This is a genomic window from uncultured Campylobacter sp. (genome assembly GCF_938039245.1).
In the GTDB taxonomy this organism is placed as follows: Bacteria; Campylobacterota; Campylobacteria; order Campylobacterales; family Campylobacteraceae; genus Campylobacter_A.
The window spans coordinates 1-13,410 of record NZ_CALHVN010000025.1; the positions used below are offsets into that span (position 1 = coordinate 1).

Annotated in this window: 14 protein-coding genes; 11 read left to right on the top strand and 3 right to left on the bottom strand. The window is 43.8% G+C overall.

The window, feature by feature from the left end; genetic code table 11:
- The first annotated feature begins 430 nt into the window (after nt 1–430).
- The 6 genes from Q0218_RS03950 (at nt 431) to Q0218_RS03975 (ending at nt 4,892) form a co-directional block, all read left to right on the top strand.
- Nucleotides 431–889 carry a hypothetical protein gene (locus Q0218_RS03950; RefSeq protein WP_297966440.1) on the top strand — a complete coding sequence of 153 codons (459 nt, stop codon included), beginning with the start codon at nt 431–433 and terminating at the stop codon, nt 887–889.
- 2 nt (nt 890–891) lie between these two features.
- Nucleotides 892–1,410, top strand: a complete 519-nt coding sequence (locus tag Q0218_RS03955) for a hypothetical protein (protein WP_297966442.1) — start codon at nt 892–894, stop codon at nt 1,408–1,410.
- Nucleotides 1,407–1,670, top strand: coding sequence for a YkgJ family cysteine cluster protein (locus Q0218_RS03960; protein WP_297966444.1), 264 nt, complete (start codon nt 1,407–1,409; stop codon nt 1,668–1,670). Before Q0218_RS03955 ends, Q0218_RS03960 begins: the two co-directional genes overlap by 4 nt.
- A 3-nt stretch (nt 1,671–1,673) precedes the next feature.
- Complete coding sequence (locus Q0218_RS03965) at nt 1,674–2,702, top strand: hypothetical protein (RefSeq protein ID WP_297966447.1); 1,029 nt, start codon at nt 1,674–1,676, stop codon at nt 2,700–2,702.
- Between the two features lie 70 nt (nt 2,703–2,772).
- Nucleotides 2,773–4,593 carry a hypothetical protein gene (locus Q0218_RS03970; protein ID WP_297966450.1) on the top strand — a complete coding sequence of 607 codons (1,821 nt, stop codon included), beginning with the start codon at nt 2,773–2,775 and terminating at the stop codon, nt 4,591–4,593.
- 5 nt (nt 4,594–4,598) lie between these two features.
- Nucleotides 4,599–4,892, top strand: coding sequence for a hypothetical protein (locus Q0218_RS03975; RefSeq protein ID WP_297966453.1), 294 nt, complete (start codon nt 4,599–4,601; stop codon nt 4,890–4,892).
- Between the two features lie 235 nt (nt 4,893–5,127).
- Here Q0218_RS03975 and uvrC read toward each other — a convergent pair whose 3' ends face one another.
- Genes uvrC through Q0218_RS03990 form a run of 3 tightly spaced genes read right to left on the bottom strand, consistent with a single transcriptional unit; the run spans nt 5,128 to nt 7,564 of the window.
- Complete coding sequence (gene uvrC, locus Q0218_RS03980) at nt 5,128–6,942, bottom strand: excinuclease ABC subunit UvrC (protein ID WP_297966455.1); 1,815 nt, start codon at nt 6,940–6,942, stop codon at nt 5,128–5,130.
- On the bottom strand, nt 6,936–7,085 hold the full coding sequence (locus Q0218_RS03985) for a hypothetical protein (RefSeq protein WP_297966456.1): 150 nt from the start codon (nt 7,083–7,085) through the stop codon (nt 6,936–6,938). Before Q0218_RS03985 ends, uvrC begins: the two co-directional genes overlap by 7 nt.
- Nucleotides 7,082–7,564, bottom strand: a complete 483-nt coding sequence (locus tag Q0218_RS03990; RefSeq protein ID WP_297966458.1) for a hypothetical protein — start codon at nt 7,562–7,564, stop codon at nt 7,082–7,084. Before Q0218_RS03990 ends, Q0218_RS03985 begins: the two co-directional genes overlap by 4 nt.
- A gap of 137 nt (nt 7,565–7,701) precedes the next feature.
- On the opposite strand from Q0218_RS03990, the gene nhaD reads away from it, so the two are divergent.
- The 5 genes from nhaD (at nt 7,702) to Q0218_RS04015 (ending at nt 13,246) form a co-directional block, all read left to right on the top strand.
- The gene (gene nhaD, locus Q0218_RS03995; RefSeq protein WP_297966461.1) at nt 7,702–9,093 is read left to right on the top strand and encodes a sodium:proton antiporter NhaD; all 1,392 of its coding nucleotides are present in this window, start codon (nt 7,702–7,704) and stop codon (nt 9,091–9,093) included.
- A gap of 9 nt (nt 9,094–9,102) precedes the next feature.
- Nucleotides 9,103–10,635 (top strand): glutamine-hydrolyzing GMP synthase, encoded by a 1,533-nt coding sequence (gene guaA / locus Q0218_RS04000; protein WP_297966464.1) that lies wholly within the window; start codon nt 9,103–9,105, stop codon nt 10,633–10,635.
- Between the two features lies 1 nt (nt 10,636).
- Entirely contained in the window at nt 10,637–11,239 is a 603-nt protein-coding gene (locus tag Q0218_RS04005; RefSeq protein ID WP_297966466.1) for an NAD(P)H-dependent oxidoreductase, read from the top strand.
- 106 nt (nt 11,240–11,345) lie between these two features.
- On the top strand, nt 11,346–11,990 hold the full coding sequence (locus Q0218_RS04010) for a cupin domain-containing protein (protein ID WP_297966468.1): 645 nt from the start codon (nt 11,346–11,348) through the stop codon (nt 11,988–11,990).
- Nucleotides 11,991–12,028: 38 nt separating this feature from the next.
- Nucleotides 12,029–13,246 carry a PIN domain-containing protein gene (locus Q0218_RS04015; RefSeq protein ID WP_297966470.1) on the top strand — a complete coding sequence of 406 codons (1,218 nt, stop codon included), beginning with the start codon at nt 12,029–12,031 and terminating at the stop codon, nt 13,244–13,246.
- The last annotated feature ends 164 nt before the right edge of the window (nt 13,247–13,410 follow it).

Sequence of the window (13,410 nt, forward strand, 5' to 3'; positions counted from 1 at the left end):
GGTTTACCGATTTTTATAAAATATTTAGAGATAACGAGTTTAGCGACGATCCGGAGTAGATTTATTTTGCTTTGGATTAAATTTTAAAATTTGACTCAACCTGTCGCTAATTTTTGTATAATAACGAAAAATAAACGCAAAGGAAGACTCTTGAAAAACCAAAAGTCGAGAGAGAGAGAGAGAGAGAAGTCTCTCTACAAGATGGTACCATTCAAAAAAGCCCGTTAAATTTTACCGTTTTGCTTACGACTTTAAATTTTATTCCCTATATTTTCCCGCGTTTTTACTACTATGCACTTTTAAACAATTCAAAAATATCCATTTTCTACAGAAAATTTCAAAACAAGCAAAAAGGAGGTTGGTTTTAAGCGATAAATTTAATCTACGGCGCTCGTATTGGAGCTAAATTTTAAATCAAAAGGAGAAAAATATGTTTTTAAATTTATTGAGCGAAGAGTCTAAAAAGGCGTTTTTAGAGCTTGCTTTAATATGCGCCAAATCAAGCGAATATAGCGCGGAAGCCGAAAATGAAGTGCTAAAAAGATACTGCGACGAAATGGGTATAGAGGTACCCAAAAAGACATTTAGGGCCGATTTTATAGTAGATGCTTTTACTAGCGATAGGGCTAAATTTAACGCAGAGATAGAGGAGATAGTAAAAACCATCATAACCTTTAGTTTTACAGAAGCTAAAAGAATTGTTTATTTTGAGTTGTTTGCGATGATAGACGCAGACGGCGTAAAAGATAAGCTAGAAGAGGCGATATTAACAAAAGTATACGATGCTATCGATGCAGGTGATCTTGAGATACTAGCATCTACCGTAAATAGCCACTTTAGAGCTTTTTGCGATATAGAAAAACTTCACGATCAAACTAGAAAGGCTTAAAGATGTTTTTAAAAGATTTAGCAAACGAAGAGATAAAAGAAAATTTCATTAGGCTAGCGGCCGTTTTATTTGTATCGTGCAATACCGATAAAACTACCGGCCAAGATACGATCTCCGCTTTATCTAAGCCTATTTATGAGCCTATTTATAAGGTATTCGGAAATCATACGGATGAAAAAGAGCAAAAAAATATTATACTTAGCAGCTATGTTGCGGAAGCTGGATTAAACGAATTTGATCTGCAAGGTGCGATAGATGATGCTATAGTCGTTGCGAAAATGGAACGTAGCGAGCTTGTTAAGGAGATATATAGTCTAGTTAGCGGTGCCGATTTAAAATTTTACGCCGAGTTTAAGATGCTGTCTATGATCTTGGAGCGAAATGATATCCTAAATCTTGCAGAAGAGTCTATAAAAACCGAGCTTAAAGCAAGCGATGAGATAATAAGTTTATGCGATAGTTGGGTAAAGAGCGCTTTATTCTTTATAAACCGCGCTAAACAAGAGCTAAAGATAAAATGACGTTTCCGTGTGATGCTTGCGGTATTTGCTGCAGACACATTAGAGGCATAAGGGAACTTGAGCATTTTATGCTGGATGACGGTAGTTGCGTAAATTTAGATAAAGTTAGCAATCTTTGTAAAATTTACGAAACGAGGCCGCAAATTTGTAGGATAGAGCAGATGTACGAGGCGAAGTTTAAAAGATACTTCAGCAAAGAGGCGTTTTACAAACTAAACGAAAACGCCTGCAAAAAACTAAAAGAAATTTATAAAGGATAAAATATGCCGTTACCGTTAATACCCGTGGTTTTGGGAGGAGCTTCCCTTTTGGCAGGAGCTTTCGGAGCTAAAAAAGGCTATGACGCTTATAGCGATAAAAAAGATGCCGATAGATATAATAAAAACGCAAGTGCGATATTTGAAGAGTCGCAAAACGCGCTTGATAAACAAAGAAAGACAACAAATAGCGACATAGTAAAATTCGGCGAATATAAACTTGGTATTTTTAACTCTTCGATGCTTAAATTTATAGATATTTTTTCTAGGATTGTAAATTTCGAATACGAGCAAGATATGGGCTTGGATGACGAATTTAACGTAACTGAAAAAGAATTTGAAGCGCTAAAGGCTGCGATTTTGGATATAAAAACTATGCTTGGAGGCGGAGTAGCTAGCGTAGGTGCGGGTGCTGCGGCAGGATTTGGAGCATTTGGATTAACCGGAGCTTTGGCGACTGCTAGTACGGGTACGGCTATCGGCTCGCTTAGCGGAGTAGCTGCCACAAATGCCACTTTGGCTTGGCTTGGGGGTGGGTCGCTAGCTAGCGGAGGACTCGGTATGGCGGGAGGTATGGCGGTTCTAGGCGGCTTGGTGACAGGGCCTGCATTAGCGGTTGCCGGCTGGGTGCTATCTGCAAAAGCAGAGGCTGCCAAAAATGAAGCCTACTCTAATCTGCAAAAAGCAAGAGCTATAGAAGAGAGTAATAAAACCGTCATACTACAGCTGCAAAGCGTAAGTAACACCATAAAATCGGTCACGAATACGCTATCTAAACTTACGGGATTTTTTAACGATCCGTTACTAAAAAATCTTGAGAATTTAGTTAATGAAAACAACGACGCTAGTCTCTACTCGCAGGCACAGCGAGCTGTCGTGGAGAACGCCTTATATATGGCTCAAACTATAAAAAATCTCTTAAGCGTCGCGCTAATGGACGAAAATGGCGAAATAACAAAAGAGATAAGAGAAGCCAGGATGAAAGCCGATAGGATGCTAAAAAAGATGGCAAGCATCGACGCTAAATACAAATAAGATTATCTAAATTTAACCCCTTGGCGAAGCTTTTATCTACCTTAGCTTCGCCTAATCGCAAGGAGATAGGATGTCAAAAGCTATTTACGAAGAAATAATAGACGAGATAGGAACGCAGACGCTGGCAAGATTTGGACTAAATATTTTTAGTCTAAATACATATGCCGGATACGAAGCTAGCATAGCGATGACGAATGAAGCCGTTTATACGCATAATGCAAATAAAAATAAAATAAAGCCTACTCAAAATAATCCCGACGAATACTCTAGCTACCGAGGCGATATATTTGATGCTTTGCACTCTAGTACCCTAAATCTAAAGAGTGCTTTAGACGGTAGCGGCGAGAGGTTATATAGCACTGATAGGCTTTATGAGATACAAGAGACGCAAAAGATAAACGAGCAAATAAAAAAGGGCGAAAAGCCTAAAGTTTTACCTAAATTTTATGAGTTTATAATGACTAACTACGCAGACGAAGTTAAAAATATGGATTTTAACTCAAAAGAGCTGCAAAATTTAGCTACTTCCGGTAACTATAAAAGCAAAAAACTAAAAAACCATGAATCTACCGACTCGGTAACTTTTGATAAAAACGGAAAAATAATCAAAAAAGAGCAACTAAAAACAACGAAAAATCCCGAAAGCCAGTTTTTACAAACTCCAAACGGCATAGACGCTACCAAAGAAAATGATAAAAATAATGCCTTTATGGTGAATGAGGACAAAAGCGATATTTCGTACATAACAAGTCAAGACGGCTCGAAAATTTACATAAAACACAAAGACGGGAGCGATATTTATAAATACATAGAAAATAACGATAATATAACCGTACCTTACGATGATTATGTGTTTTGCAAAGAAGAGCTGGAAAAAATAATAAATGATACGAGTAAACCGCAGGAAAAAAGATTAAGAGCCAAGCAGGCGCTAGAAAAGCTAAATAAAAATAATCTGCTAAACCGAACGATGCTAGAAAATCCGCGAACTACGGCCGCAACCGTACAGTCTGTCGTAGCTGCCTCGCATATAGCACAAGCTGGACTATCCGATGCTACAGTTGTATGTTTATCTACTCTGGCTAATGGAGCGATATATGAGATAAAAGACGCTTTTATCGGCGGTTCTGAAATATCGCTAATCAAGCGCTTGGAGAGGCTAATAAAAAAATCGCTGGAGCCTTTTGCACAAACTTTTAAAAGAGGAGCGGGCTTTGGAGCTATAGATATTTTAATAAAAAGCCTAGCGCAAATTTTGACCCAAATAGGCAAAAGAATAGCCAAGTTGTGGGATAGCGTAAGAACTAGCGCAAAGTCTATATATAACGCTATTTGCGACTATGTAAGCGGTAAAATAAAAACTTTTGGCGAGATGGTAAGCGTAATCGTAAAGTCGCTATTCTCAGCTGCCATGGTTTTTGGCTCGGCGCTACTAGAAACTCAGCTAGACGCGTATCTAGCGCCTATTTTAACCCCTACCATTTCTAGCATTTTATCACCTGCTATAACCATCGTGCTTTGCTCTATCGCGGTAGTAATGGGAGCTAAATTTATAGATAAGGCGCTGTCTTGTTTTTTTGGCGTGTATGCACAGCTTCAAAAATCAAGGCAAAAGGCTGCGGAGATTTCTGCCCTAGCTGATGAGGTATTGCCAGAGTTAGTAAAAGACAATGATAAAATAGAAGAGCTAATGAAGACGAAATTTAAGCAAATAAGCGCGAGCCTAGAAAGTTCGTTTGAGACTTTGCAAAAGGCTTTTAGTAGAGACGACGGGGAACTTTTGCTCCAAAGTCTGATATCTATAAACGATATATACGGTAAGAAGCTAAAATACACCGATAAAGAAGAATTCTGGAATGCGGCGCTTAGCGGCGATATCATCAAAATATAATCTTTTTGGTTAAATTTACATTAGTCGGCTATCTGCTAGGTTGCGCAAATTTAGGCTCGCTTTACGAGCAGGGGCTCGGCGTCAAAAAAGACACGCAAAAAGCAGGCGAAATCTGGCGCAAAGCCTGCGCGGCAAAAGACGGGATGTCATGCTTTAATTTAGGCGTACTTTACTACAACGCAATGCTTGGTGAAAAAGACGTAACTAGCGCAAAAAACTATCTGCAAAAGGCGTGCGCCTACGGCTGGAATGACGGCTGCGAAGCCGCAAAAGCGATAGAAAAAGCCGCGAAACGCTAAATTTGTCGAAGCAGACCTTGGCGGCGGCGCGGAATTTAAATTTGCGTTACGTAATCGCTTGCGTAAATTTGATCGCTTTGTACGTCAAATTTGGCGGATTGACTTGCAAATAACTGCGGCGAAATTTACCCAAAAGCGGGGAGTTAAATTTGTGCTTTTAAATTTAACGAAAACAAATGCGTCAAATTTAGCTCAAATTTCAGGGCGGATTTTGCAAAACAAGCCCTAAATTTCATCAAATTTCGCTCTCTTTTAGCTGCTCGATTTTGGCCGCCACGTTCCTATTCGTCACCTTTTCGATCTCTTCGCTCGTTGCAGTCATTATCGCTTCAAAGCTGCCGTAAAATTTAACGAGCTTTGCGATACTTCCCGCCGATACGCCCGCGTCTGCTAGCTTGCTAGCGCCTAGATCCTCCTTGCGCTTGGTTTTTTGATGAAAGGTAACGGCAAATCGGTGCGCCTCGTCGCGAAGTCGCTGGAAAAACTGTAGCCGTCTGTCGTTCGTCGGTAGCGTAAATACGCCGCTACTAGCGTAAATTTTATCCCTCGCGCCGCCTTTTGCGCGGTGGGCTTTGGCGTCTATTTTTTCTTTTGAGATGGCGAGTATATCGACGTTCGCGCCGCTACTAGCGATGATATCCGTGGCAAGATCCAGTAGCGCCTGACCGCCGTCGATGAGCCAGAGATCGGGCGGACTAAGCTTGTCAAACCGCAAAGCACGCTCTGTTAGCATCTGGCGCATCTGATCGTAGTCGTTTGCGTGGGAGAGGTGCATGTGGCGGTAGTGCTCTTTGGCGAAGCTGCCGTGCTCAAAGCGCACCATCGCGCCGACCGCGGCCGCGCCGAACATGTGCGAGTTGTCAAAAGTCTCGATGACGTACGGCGCGCATGCTAGGCCGAAATACTCTTTTAGCTCGTCCAAAAATGCGTCGTCGTGGGTTTTTAGGTACTTTTGGATAAAGACCTGCGCGTTTGTTAGCGCCATCTCGCAGATGCGCTTTTTCTCGCCGATTTTAGGCACCGATATGCTAAATTTACGGCCGTGACGAGCGGTTAAAATCTCCTCCACGAGGCTTGCGTCCTCAAAGGCTTCTAGTACGTAAATTTTTGCGCTAACTACTGGCGCGCCAGCTGGAAAGCTCTCTAAAACGATTTGTTTGTACGCGTCGTTTAGATCGCCTTGCGAGCTCATTTTGGCGTTTGTTATATTTTGATACACGCCGCTAATTTTGCCGCCGTGCACGCTAAAACGCACCGCGCAAAGCAAATTTTGCTCCGCGCCCACGGCAAAAACCTCAAAATCCTCGAGCTTAGCCAGATCGACCTCGATTTTGACGTCTAGATCCTTGATCGCATTGATCTTATCGCGCACGAGGGCGGCTTGCTCGTAGTTTTCGTTTTGGGCGTATTTGTTCATCAAATTTACGAGCTTTGGCAGCATAGAAAGCGGATTATTTAGCGCCGCGATCGCGCCCTCTACGACCTTGGCGTAGTCTGCGGGCGAAATTTTGCTGATGAGCGGGGCTTCTGAATAGCCGATCTGATAGGGCAGATATGCGCCCGTGGCTTTGAGCGCGCTTTTGCTTTGCACGAGTTTAAAGCTTAGCCTAAGCGCATCTAAAAGCTCGCGCGCGCCGCGAAAATACGGCCCGAAATACTTGACGTTTTTGCCTCGGACGATCTTGCGCGTGATTTCAAAGCGCGGAAAATCCTCGTCCAAATTTACGTAGATGTACGGGTAGGTCTTATCGTCGCGCAGCAAGATGTTGTATTTGGGTCTTAGCTGCTTGATGAAGGAGTTTTCCAGTATCAGCGCGTCGGCTTCGCTGGGAGTCACGATATACTCGAGGTGCACGGCTTCGCTGATCATCTTGTGGATGCGCGGGCTAACCTTGGGCGAGGGGGCGAGACTTGGCGTAAATGAAAAGTAGCTTTTGACGCGGTTTTTTAAAATTTTAGCCTTGCCGACGTAAAGAAGCTTGCCCGCCTTATCAAAATACTGATAAACGCCGGGCTGGGCGGGTAGCGAACGGATCTCGTCGATTAGCAAAATTTAGCTCCCTTTTGCAAATTTACGCTTTTGCTTTGCGCGGTTAAATTTGGCGAGGTTTGCGCCATATAGTTTTTATAAATTAAAAGCTCTGCGTTTGCGCGCTTTGCGCCTAAATTTAGCCTTATTTTATCCCGTTTCATCGCGCCCCGCTTGATTCTTTGGATAAATTTTGCTTGATAGCTAGGCGTATCTTTTCAAATCCCTCGAAAATCCGCTCGCTTTTGGCTAAATTTACGAACTCGCCTTTGGCCGGCTCGGCGTAGGTAAAAATTCGCTTTTTTTCGTATGGATCGGTTACTTTTTTAAATTTTAAATGCTTTGTCACAAAAAATTTAACGTCCGTTACGCGAGCGAGCCTGCCGTCAAAATTTACGCTAGAATAGATTTTTAATAAGCCTTTTAACATTTTTATACTACTATCGCTTTTTAATTCCTGAAGTCCTAGCGGATGAAACAGGGCGAAAAACAAAACGCCGTTTTTCTCGTAGCAAAAGGCGATGAGCCTGCGATGATTTAGGCTTAAAAGCCGTAAAAATTCTCCGCATTCGCTACGGTTTTTTAACTCTTTATAAAAAGGATTATCAACAATATGTCGAATAATAGTCTTAGCGTCTTTCATAAAGCGATTTTAGCATTTTTTTTGTTAATTTTTATAGCAGGCTGCGGCCACAAGGGCGATCCGTTCTACGAAGAGCCGTCTGAGCCCTCAAACAGCAAAACCGAAAAGATAAATAAACTATAAATCAAGGAGAGTAAATGAAGATCGTCGGACTTTTGGGTCTATTTTTCGCGCTTGCTTTCGGTAGCGGCGACGCTGCGGGCGAGGCGTTAAATTTAACGACTACGTGGGTGGGTATAGCATGCCTCATTATTTTCGTCGTGGGATATTTTTTCATCGCCACGGAAGAAAATTTTCATATGGACAAGGCTAAACCGGCTATATTTATCGGCACTTTTATGTTCTTGCTCATCGGCTTTTATATGCTGGCAAACGGCCTAGACGTACATTCGTTGCAAAATGAGGTAAATCACCTGATTTTAGAGATTTCGCAGATCGTATTTTTCCTCATGGTCGCGATGACCTATATCGAGGCGCTTATAGAGCGAGACGTGTTTAACGCGCTAAAATACAACCTCGTCTCAAAGGGCTACACGTATAAAAAGCTATTTTGGCTAACGGGCATTTTGGCGTTTTTTATCAGCCCCGTCGCCGACAATCTAACTACCGCTCTTATCCTTTCTACCGTTCTTTTAACGATAGATAAAAATAACGTAAATTTCCTAGTCGCGGGCGCGATAAACATCGTCGTAGCCGCAAATGCGGGCGGCGCGTGGAGTCCGTTCGGCGATATAACGACTCTGATGGCTTGGGCTGCGGGTAAGGCTCCATTTATCGACTTTTTCGCGCTTTTCCCTGCTTCATTTATCGGCTGGCTGGTTACGGCGTTTTTACTAGCGCGCGTCGTGCCTGAAGGCAGTCCGCACTTTGACCCTGCGACAGAGCCGAAAGTAAGCATCAAAAAAGGCGGCAAAGTCGTCATCGGACTTGGCGCATTTACGATATTTTCGGCTGTTATGATGCACCAGCTTTTCCACCTACCTGCGATGTGGGGCATGATGTTTGGCTTCTCGCTTCTTAGCCTTTACACTTACATCTACAAAAAAACTAATAAAAACGAAGAGCCGATGCATGTCTTTCACTATATGTCAAAGATCGAAAACAACACGCTTTTCTTCTTTTTCGGTATCCTTGCCGCCGTGGGCGCGCTGCACTTCGTCGGATTTTTAAACTACGCCGTTTCGCTCTACGATAAATTCGGCGCTACGACCGTAAATATCGGCGTGGGCTTCCTATCTGCCATCGTTGATAACGTCCCCGTAATGTCTGCCGTACTAAAAGCAAATCCTATGATGGGCGCAGATGCGGGCGAGAGCTTAAGCCAGTGGCTTTTGGTAACGCTAACCGCGGGTATAGGCGGGTCTATGATAAGCTTTGGTTCTGCTGCCGGCGTAGGCGTGATGGGCAAACTAAAAGGCATATATACCTTCGGCGCGCATATGAGGCTTGCTTGGACTGTAGTAGTCGGCTACATCGTATCCGTGGCGATTTGGTACGTGCAGTTTGAAATTTTGCATTTATATTTTTAAAGGGCGGGTATGAATAACACGATAATAGTTTTGGATTTTGGTTCGCAATACACCCAACTAATCGCTAGGCGTCTGCGCGAACAGGGCGTTTATACCGAAATTTTGCCTTTTAACATCAAGGTCGAGGAGATCAAAGCAAAAAAACCAAAAGGCATAATCCTAAGCGGCGGACCTGCTAGCGTTTATGCTTCTGATGCGTATTTTTGCGACGAGGGCGTGTTTAAGCTAAAACTGCCGATTTTGGGCATTTGCTACGGTATGCAGCTTTTGGCGCACAAATTCGGCGCCCAGGTCGCTCCGGCATCACACAAGGAGTACGGCAAAGCCGAGCTAAGCGTGACTAAGGAGCACCGACTTTTTACCGATTTGCCCCAAAAGCAGATCGTCTGGATGAGCCACTCCGACTTCGTAAAAAATTTACCAAACGGCTTTGAGGCGATGGCGACGAGCGAAAATTCGCCTTATTGCGTGTTTGGCGACGATGCGCGTAAATTTTACGCTTTGCAGTTTCATCCAGAGGTGCAGCATAGCGAGTTCGGTACTCAAATTTTAAAAAATTTCGCCAAATATATCTGCGAGTGCGAAAGCACGTGGAATATGGGCAGTTTTGCCAAAATCCAGATCACCAAAATCAAAGAAACGGTCGGCAACAAAAAAGTCCTTTGCGCCGTTAGCGGAGGCGTAGATAGCTCTGTCACCGCCGCACTTTTAGCCGCTGCGATACCGCAAAATTTGATCCTGGTTTTCGTCGATAACGGACTACTTAGAACGGGCGAGCGCGAGCAGGTCGAGGCGACTTTTAGAACCAAGCTTGGCGTAGAGCTAGTTAGCATAGACGCGAGTAAAACTTTTCTAGAAAGGCTTGCCGGCGTAACGGATCCCGAAAAAAAACGCAAGATCATCGGCGAAACTTTTATCGAAATCTTTGAAAAAGAGGCCAAAAAGCACGATAATGTCAAATTTTTAGCCCAAGGCACGCTCTATACCGACATCATCGAAAGCTCGGTCGTAGGCGCCGGAAAGACGATCAAAAGCCACCACAACGTGGGCGGGCTGCCTGACTGGATGAGCTTTGAGCTAATCGAGCCCTTAAGAGAGATTTTTAAAGACGAGGTGCGCCAGCTCGGCCTTGAACTTGGTCTTTCGCGAGAGCTCGTGTTTCGTCACCCGTTCCCTGGCCCGGGCCTTGCGATCCGCATAATGGGCGAGGTAAATACGCCGAGCTTAGAACTCCTTCGCAAAGCCGACGTGATATTGCGCGATGAGCTAAAATCAAGCGGCTGGTACAACAAAACGTGGCAAGCTTTCTGCGTGCTTTTAAACGTAAATTCAGTCGGCGTAATGGGTGATAACCGCACCTACGAAAACGCTGTATGCGTACGCGTGGTGGATGCTAGCGACGGCATGACGGCTAGTTTCTCGCGCTTGCCGTACGACCTGCTAGAAAACGTCTCTCGCCGCATCATAAACGAAGTAGACGGCATCAACCGCGTAGTTTATGACATCTCAAGCAAACCGCCCGCAACGATAGAGTGGGAATGAGATGAAACAAATCTGCATAATTTTAGCACATCCTTACGAGAGAAGCCTAAATGCGGCTATTGCAAACGTAGCGGCAGAAAAGCTGCAAAATAGCGGCTACGAGGTTAAATTTCACGATCTATATAAGGAGAAATTTAACCCAATCCTTAGCGGCACCGAGCTCGTGAGTGACGAAAGCGATGACGAGCTGTTAAAAGTGCATCAAAAAGATATAGCAAACGCCCACGGCATCGTGATTGTCCATCCGAACTGGTGGGGTGAGCCGCCAGCCATCCTAAAGGGCTGGATTGATCGAGTGCTAAGGCAAGGAGTAGCCTACGATTTTGCGCCGGGCGATAATGGCGGCGGGCTTCCGATAGGGCTTTTAAAAGCTGAAGCCGCCGTAGTTTTCAACACCTCCAACACCCCCGAGGCCAGAGAAAACGAGATATTCGGCGATCCGCTGGAAAGAATTTGGAAAAGCTGCATTTTCGATTTTTGTGGCGTGAAAACCTTTGAGCGGCTGATGTTTAGAGTGGTTGCAGAAAGTGACGAAGCTGAGCGAAAGGTCTGGTTGGAACAGGTCAAAGGGGTGCTAGATAGACGCTTTCCTGGGCTTGCGTAAATTTGTAAAAAAATGGCTTAAATTTGCCCAAAAGAGATAACCCTTATCAACAAATCCTCCGAAAATTTTCGCTACAATGACGCGTAAATTTACGAAAGGAAGAAAAATGAGTAAAATTTACAATCTAAATACCGACACGAAAGTCATCGCAAAAAGCGTCGTTAGCAAGAGAATTTTTGATTGCGAGAACGCTCACGTCGACGTGTTTGCTTTCGATACGGGCGAGGAGCTAGACCACGAGATGCTATTTTGCGACAGCCTAGCGTGGGTCGTCGAGGGCGGCGCGAGCCTGCACTACGGCGAAAGGCAAATGCATCTAGGTAGCGAGCAGGCTTGCCTGATAGAGAAAAAAGTATGGCGAAAATTAATTTTTAGCGAACCGACGAAATACGTCTCAATCGATTTTAAGGAGGACTTAATGATAGATCATTTACCTAAGGCGGCTATTTTTAGCCTAATGGACGCAGTCGAATACGAAGAGGGCAAAATCGTGAGCAAAACGCTCGTCAAAAACGAAAACGGCTCGATGTCGTTGCTATCGTTTTCAAAAGACCAGCAGCTATCTACTCACGCGGCTCCGGGCGACGCGCTTTTGATCGCGCTTGACGGCGAGATGAAGCTAACCATCGGCGACGAGCATTTTGATATCAAAAAGGGCGATACCATCGTACTTCCTGGTAAAATCCCGCACGGACTAAAGATCCCGGAAAAATTTAAAATGCTGCTTATCGTGACAAAAGATAAGATGTAGAGTTTCGGGGCGCTTGCCCCGACTCGTTTAGGAAATATATGGCAAGATTTATAATAGATGATGAAAACATAAGCGTAGATAATCTAGCGACGCTAAAAAAGCTAGGACAAAAAGATAAAATTTATATCGTAACTAACGATAGACAAAAGCTAAGTATCTCCGTTTTGGCGTGGTTTCTGGCGCGAAAAATCAAAATAAAAATCATACTTTTACAGAGCGCTCACAAGGACTATGCCGATAAAATAATTACGTTTTTAATGGGTAAACTCTCGCGCAAAAAAGACAAAATTTACATCGTCAGCAACGATAAATTTTACGACGACGTGATAGAGTTTTTTAATAAGCAAGATAAAAACGGCGGCAAATTTCATAAACTCAAATTTGATTTTAGCCGTTCGCATACGGCGCAGCTCATCGAAGAAAATCGAGACGAAATCGCGGTCTTGATACGAAATTCTGGCAGCCTCAGCGAGCTTCATATGAAAATTATCTCAAAATTCGGTAGCAAAAATGGCGCCGGCGTGTATAACGCACTAAAAGAGGATGCGAGGAAAATTTACAAAAAACCTCAACTAGAAAACCCGCAAAAAGGCGAAGTAAAGCGTATCGCAGCGCCAAATTCCGCAAAATCTAGGCCGGCGGCGCAGGGCGACGAGCAAAAACTTGATGAGCGAGAAAAGTCAAAAACCGAGTCAAATTTTGGCTGCGAGGTTTTGCAGACTCAAAGCGCCCGGGCAAAGGAGCAAAATTTAGAAAATCACTCGCAAATCGCTCAAAATTCGGAGCCTGAAAAATTGCAATCTTTGGAGAGTAAGAACGACGCGGCAACGAACAAGAAAAATTTACAAGAAGCCAAAGCCGCAGAAGCAAACTTGAGCGATGACCCGGGTTCTACCGAGCACCCGAAAGACGCGGAGCAAAATTCGAGCGTCAAAGCTTCTAGTGATGGTACTAAAGCTGATGAAAAAGGGCAAAATTTATCAAACAAGCGTCCGCCGCAAAAATCAAATCAAGCTTTTGCACCGCAAAACGAAGCAAAAAATAAAGCCGAAAATGCGGTAAAAACGCAGCTTTCTATCAAGATAGACGAGGTTAAAAAGCAAGAGATTAGAAAAATCGCGTTTGAGAGTAAAAATTTGGGAGATTTTCACAACGGACTGGTGAAAAAATACGGCGCGCAGGACGCCGGCAAGCTGTATAAAGCGCTAAAACAAAAAGCAAAAGAGTATCTAAGTAGGCGCGACGCGGCGAAGTAGAGTTTGCTTTTTGGCTGCGGCTTTTAAAATTTGGCGTTTTGTATTTCTTAAACAAGCGGCCGATGAGACTGCATCTAAAAGCTTTTTGGGCTTAAATTTGATCAAATTCGGTGTTTAAATTTAGCAACGAATTCGGATGGATTTTTGGCAAAATGCCGTGCGCA

Bases quoted from the DNA above. Each gene is read 5' to 3' on its own strand.
- Q0218_RS03950 (WP_297966440.1), top strand. From the start codon at position 431: ATGTTTTTAAATTTATTGAGCGAAGAGTCTAAAAAGGCGTTTTTAGAG.
- Q0218_RS03955 (WP_297966442.1), top strand. From the start codon at position 892: ATGTTTTTAAAAGATTTAGCAAACGAAGAGATAAAAGAAAATTTCATT.
- Q0218_RS03960 (WP_297966444.1), top strand. From the start codon at position 1,407: ATGACGTTTCCGTGTGATGCTTGCGGTATTTGCTGCAGACACATTAGA.
- Q0218_RS03965 (WP_297966447.1), top strand. From the start codon at position 1,674: ATGCCGTTACCGTTAATACCCGTGGTTTTGGGAGGAGCTTCCCTTTTG.
- Q0218_RS03970 (WP_297966450.1), top strand. From the start codon at position 2,773: ATGTCAAAAGCTATTTACGAAGAAATAATAGACGAGATAGGAACGCAG.
- Q0218_RS03985 (WP_297966456.1), bottom strand. From the start codon at position 7,085: ATGAAACGGGATAAAATAAGGCTAAATTTAGGCGCAAAGCGCGCAAAC.
- Q0218_RS03990 (WP_297966458.1), bottom strand. From the start codon at position 7,564: ATGAAAGACGCTAAGACTATTATTCGACATATTGTTGATAATCCTTTT.
- nhaD (WP_297966461.1), top strand. From the start codon at position 7,702: ATGAAGATCGTCGGACTTTTGGGTCTATTTTTCGCGCTTGCTTTCGGT.
- guaA (WP_297966464.1), top strand. From the start codon at position 9,103: ATGAATAACACGATAATAGTTTTGGATTTTGGTTCGCAATACACCCAA.
- Q0218_RS04005 (WP_297966466.1), top strand. From the start codon at position 10,637: ATGAAACAAATCTGCATAATTTTAGCACATCCTTACGAGAGAAGCCTA.
- Q0218_RS04010 (WP_297966468.1), top strand. From the start codon at position 11,346: ATGAGTAAAATTTACAATCTAAATACCGACACGAAAGTCATCGCAAAA.
- Q0218_RS04015 (WP_297966470.1), top strand. From the start codon at position 12,029: ATGGCAAGATTTATAATAGATGATGAAAACATAAGCGTAGATAATCTA.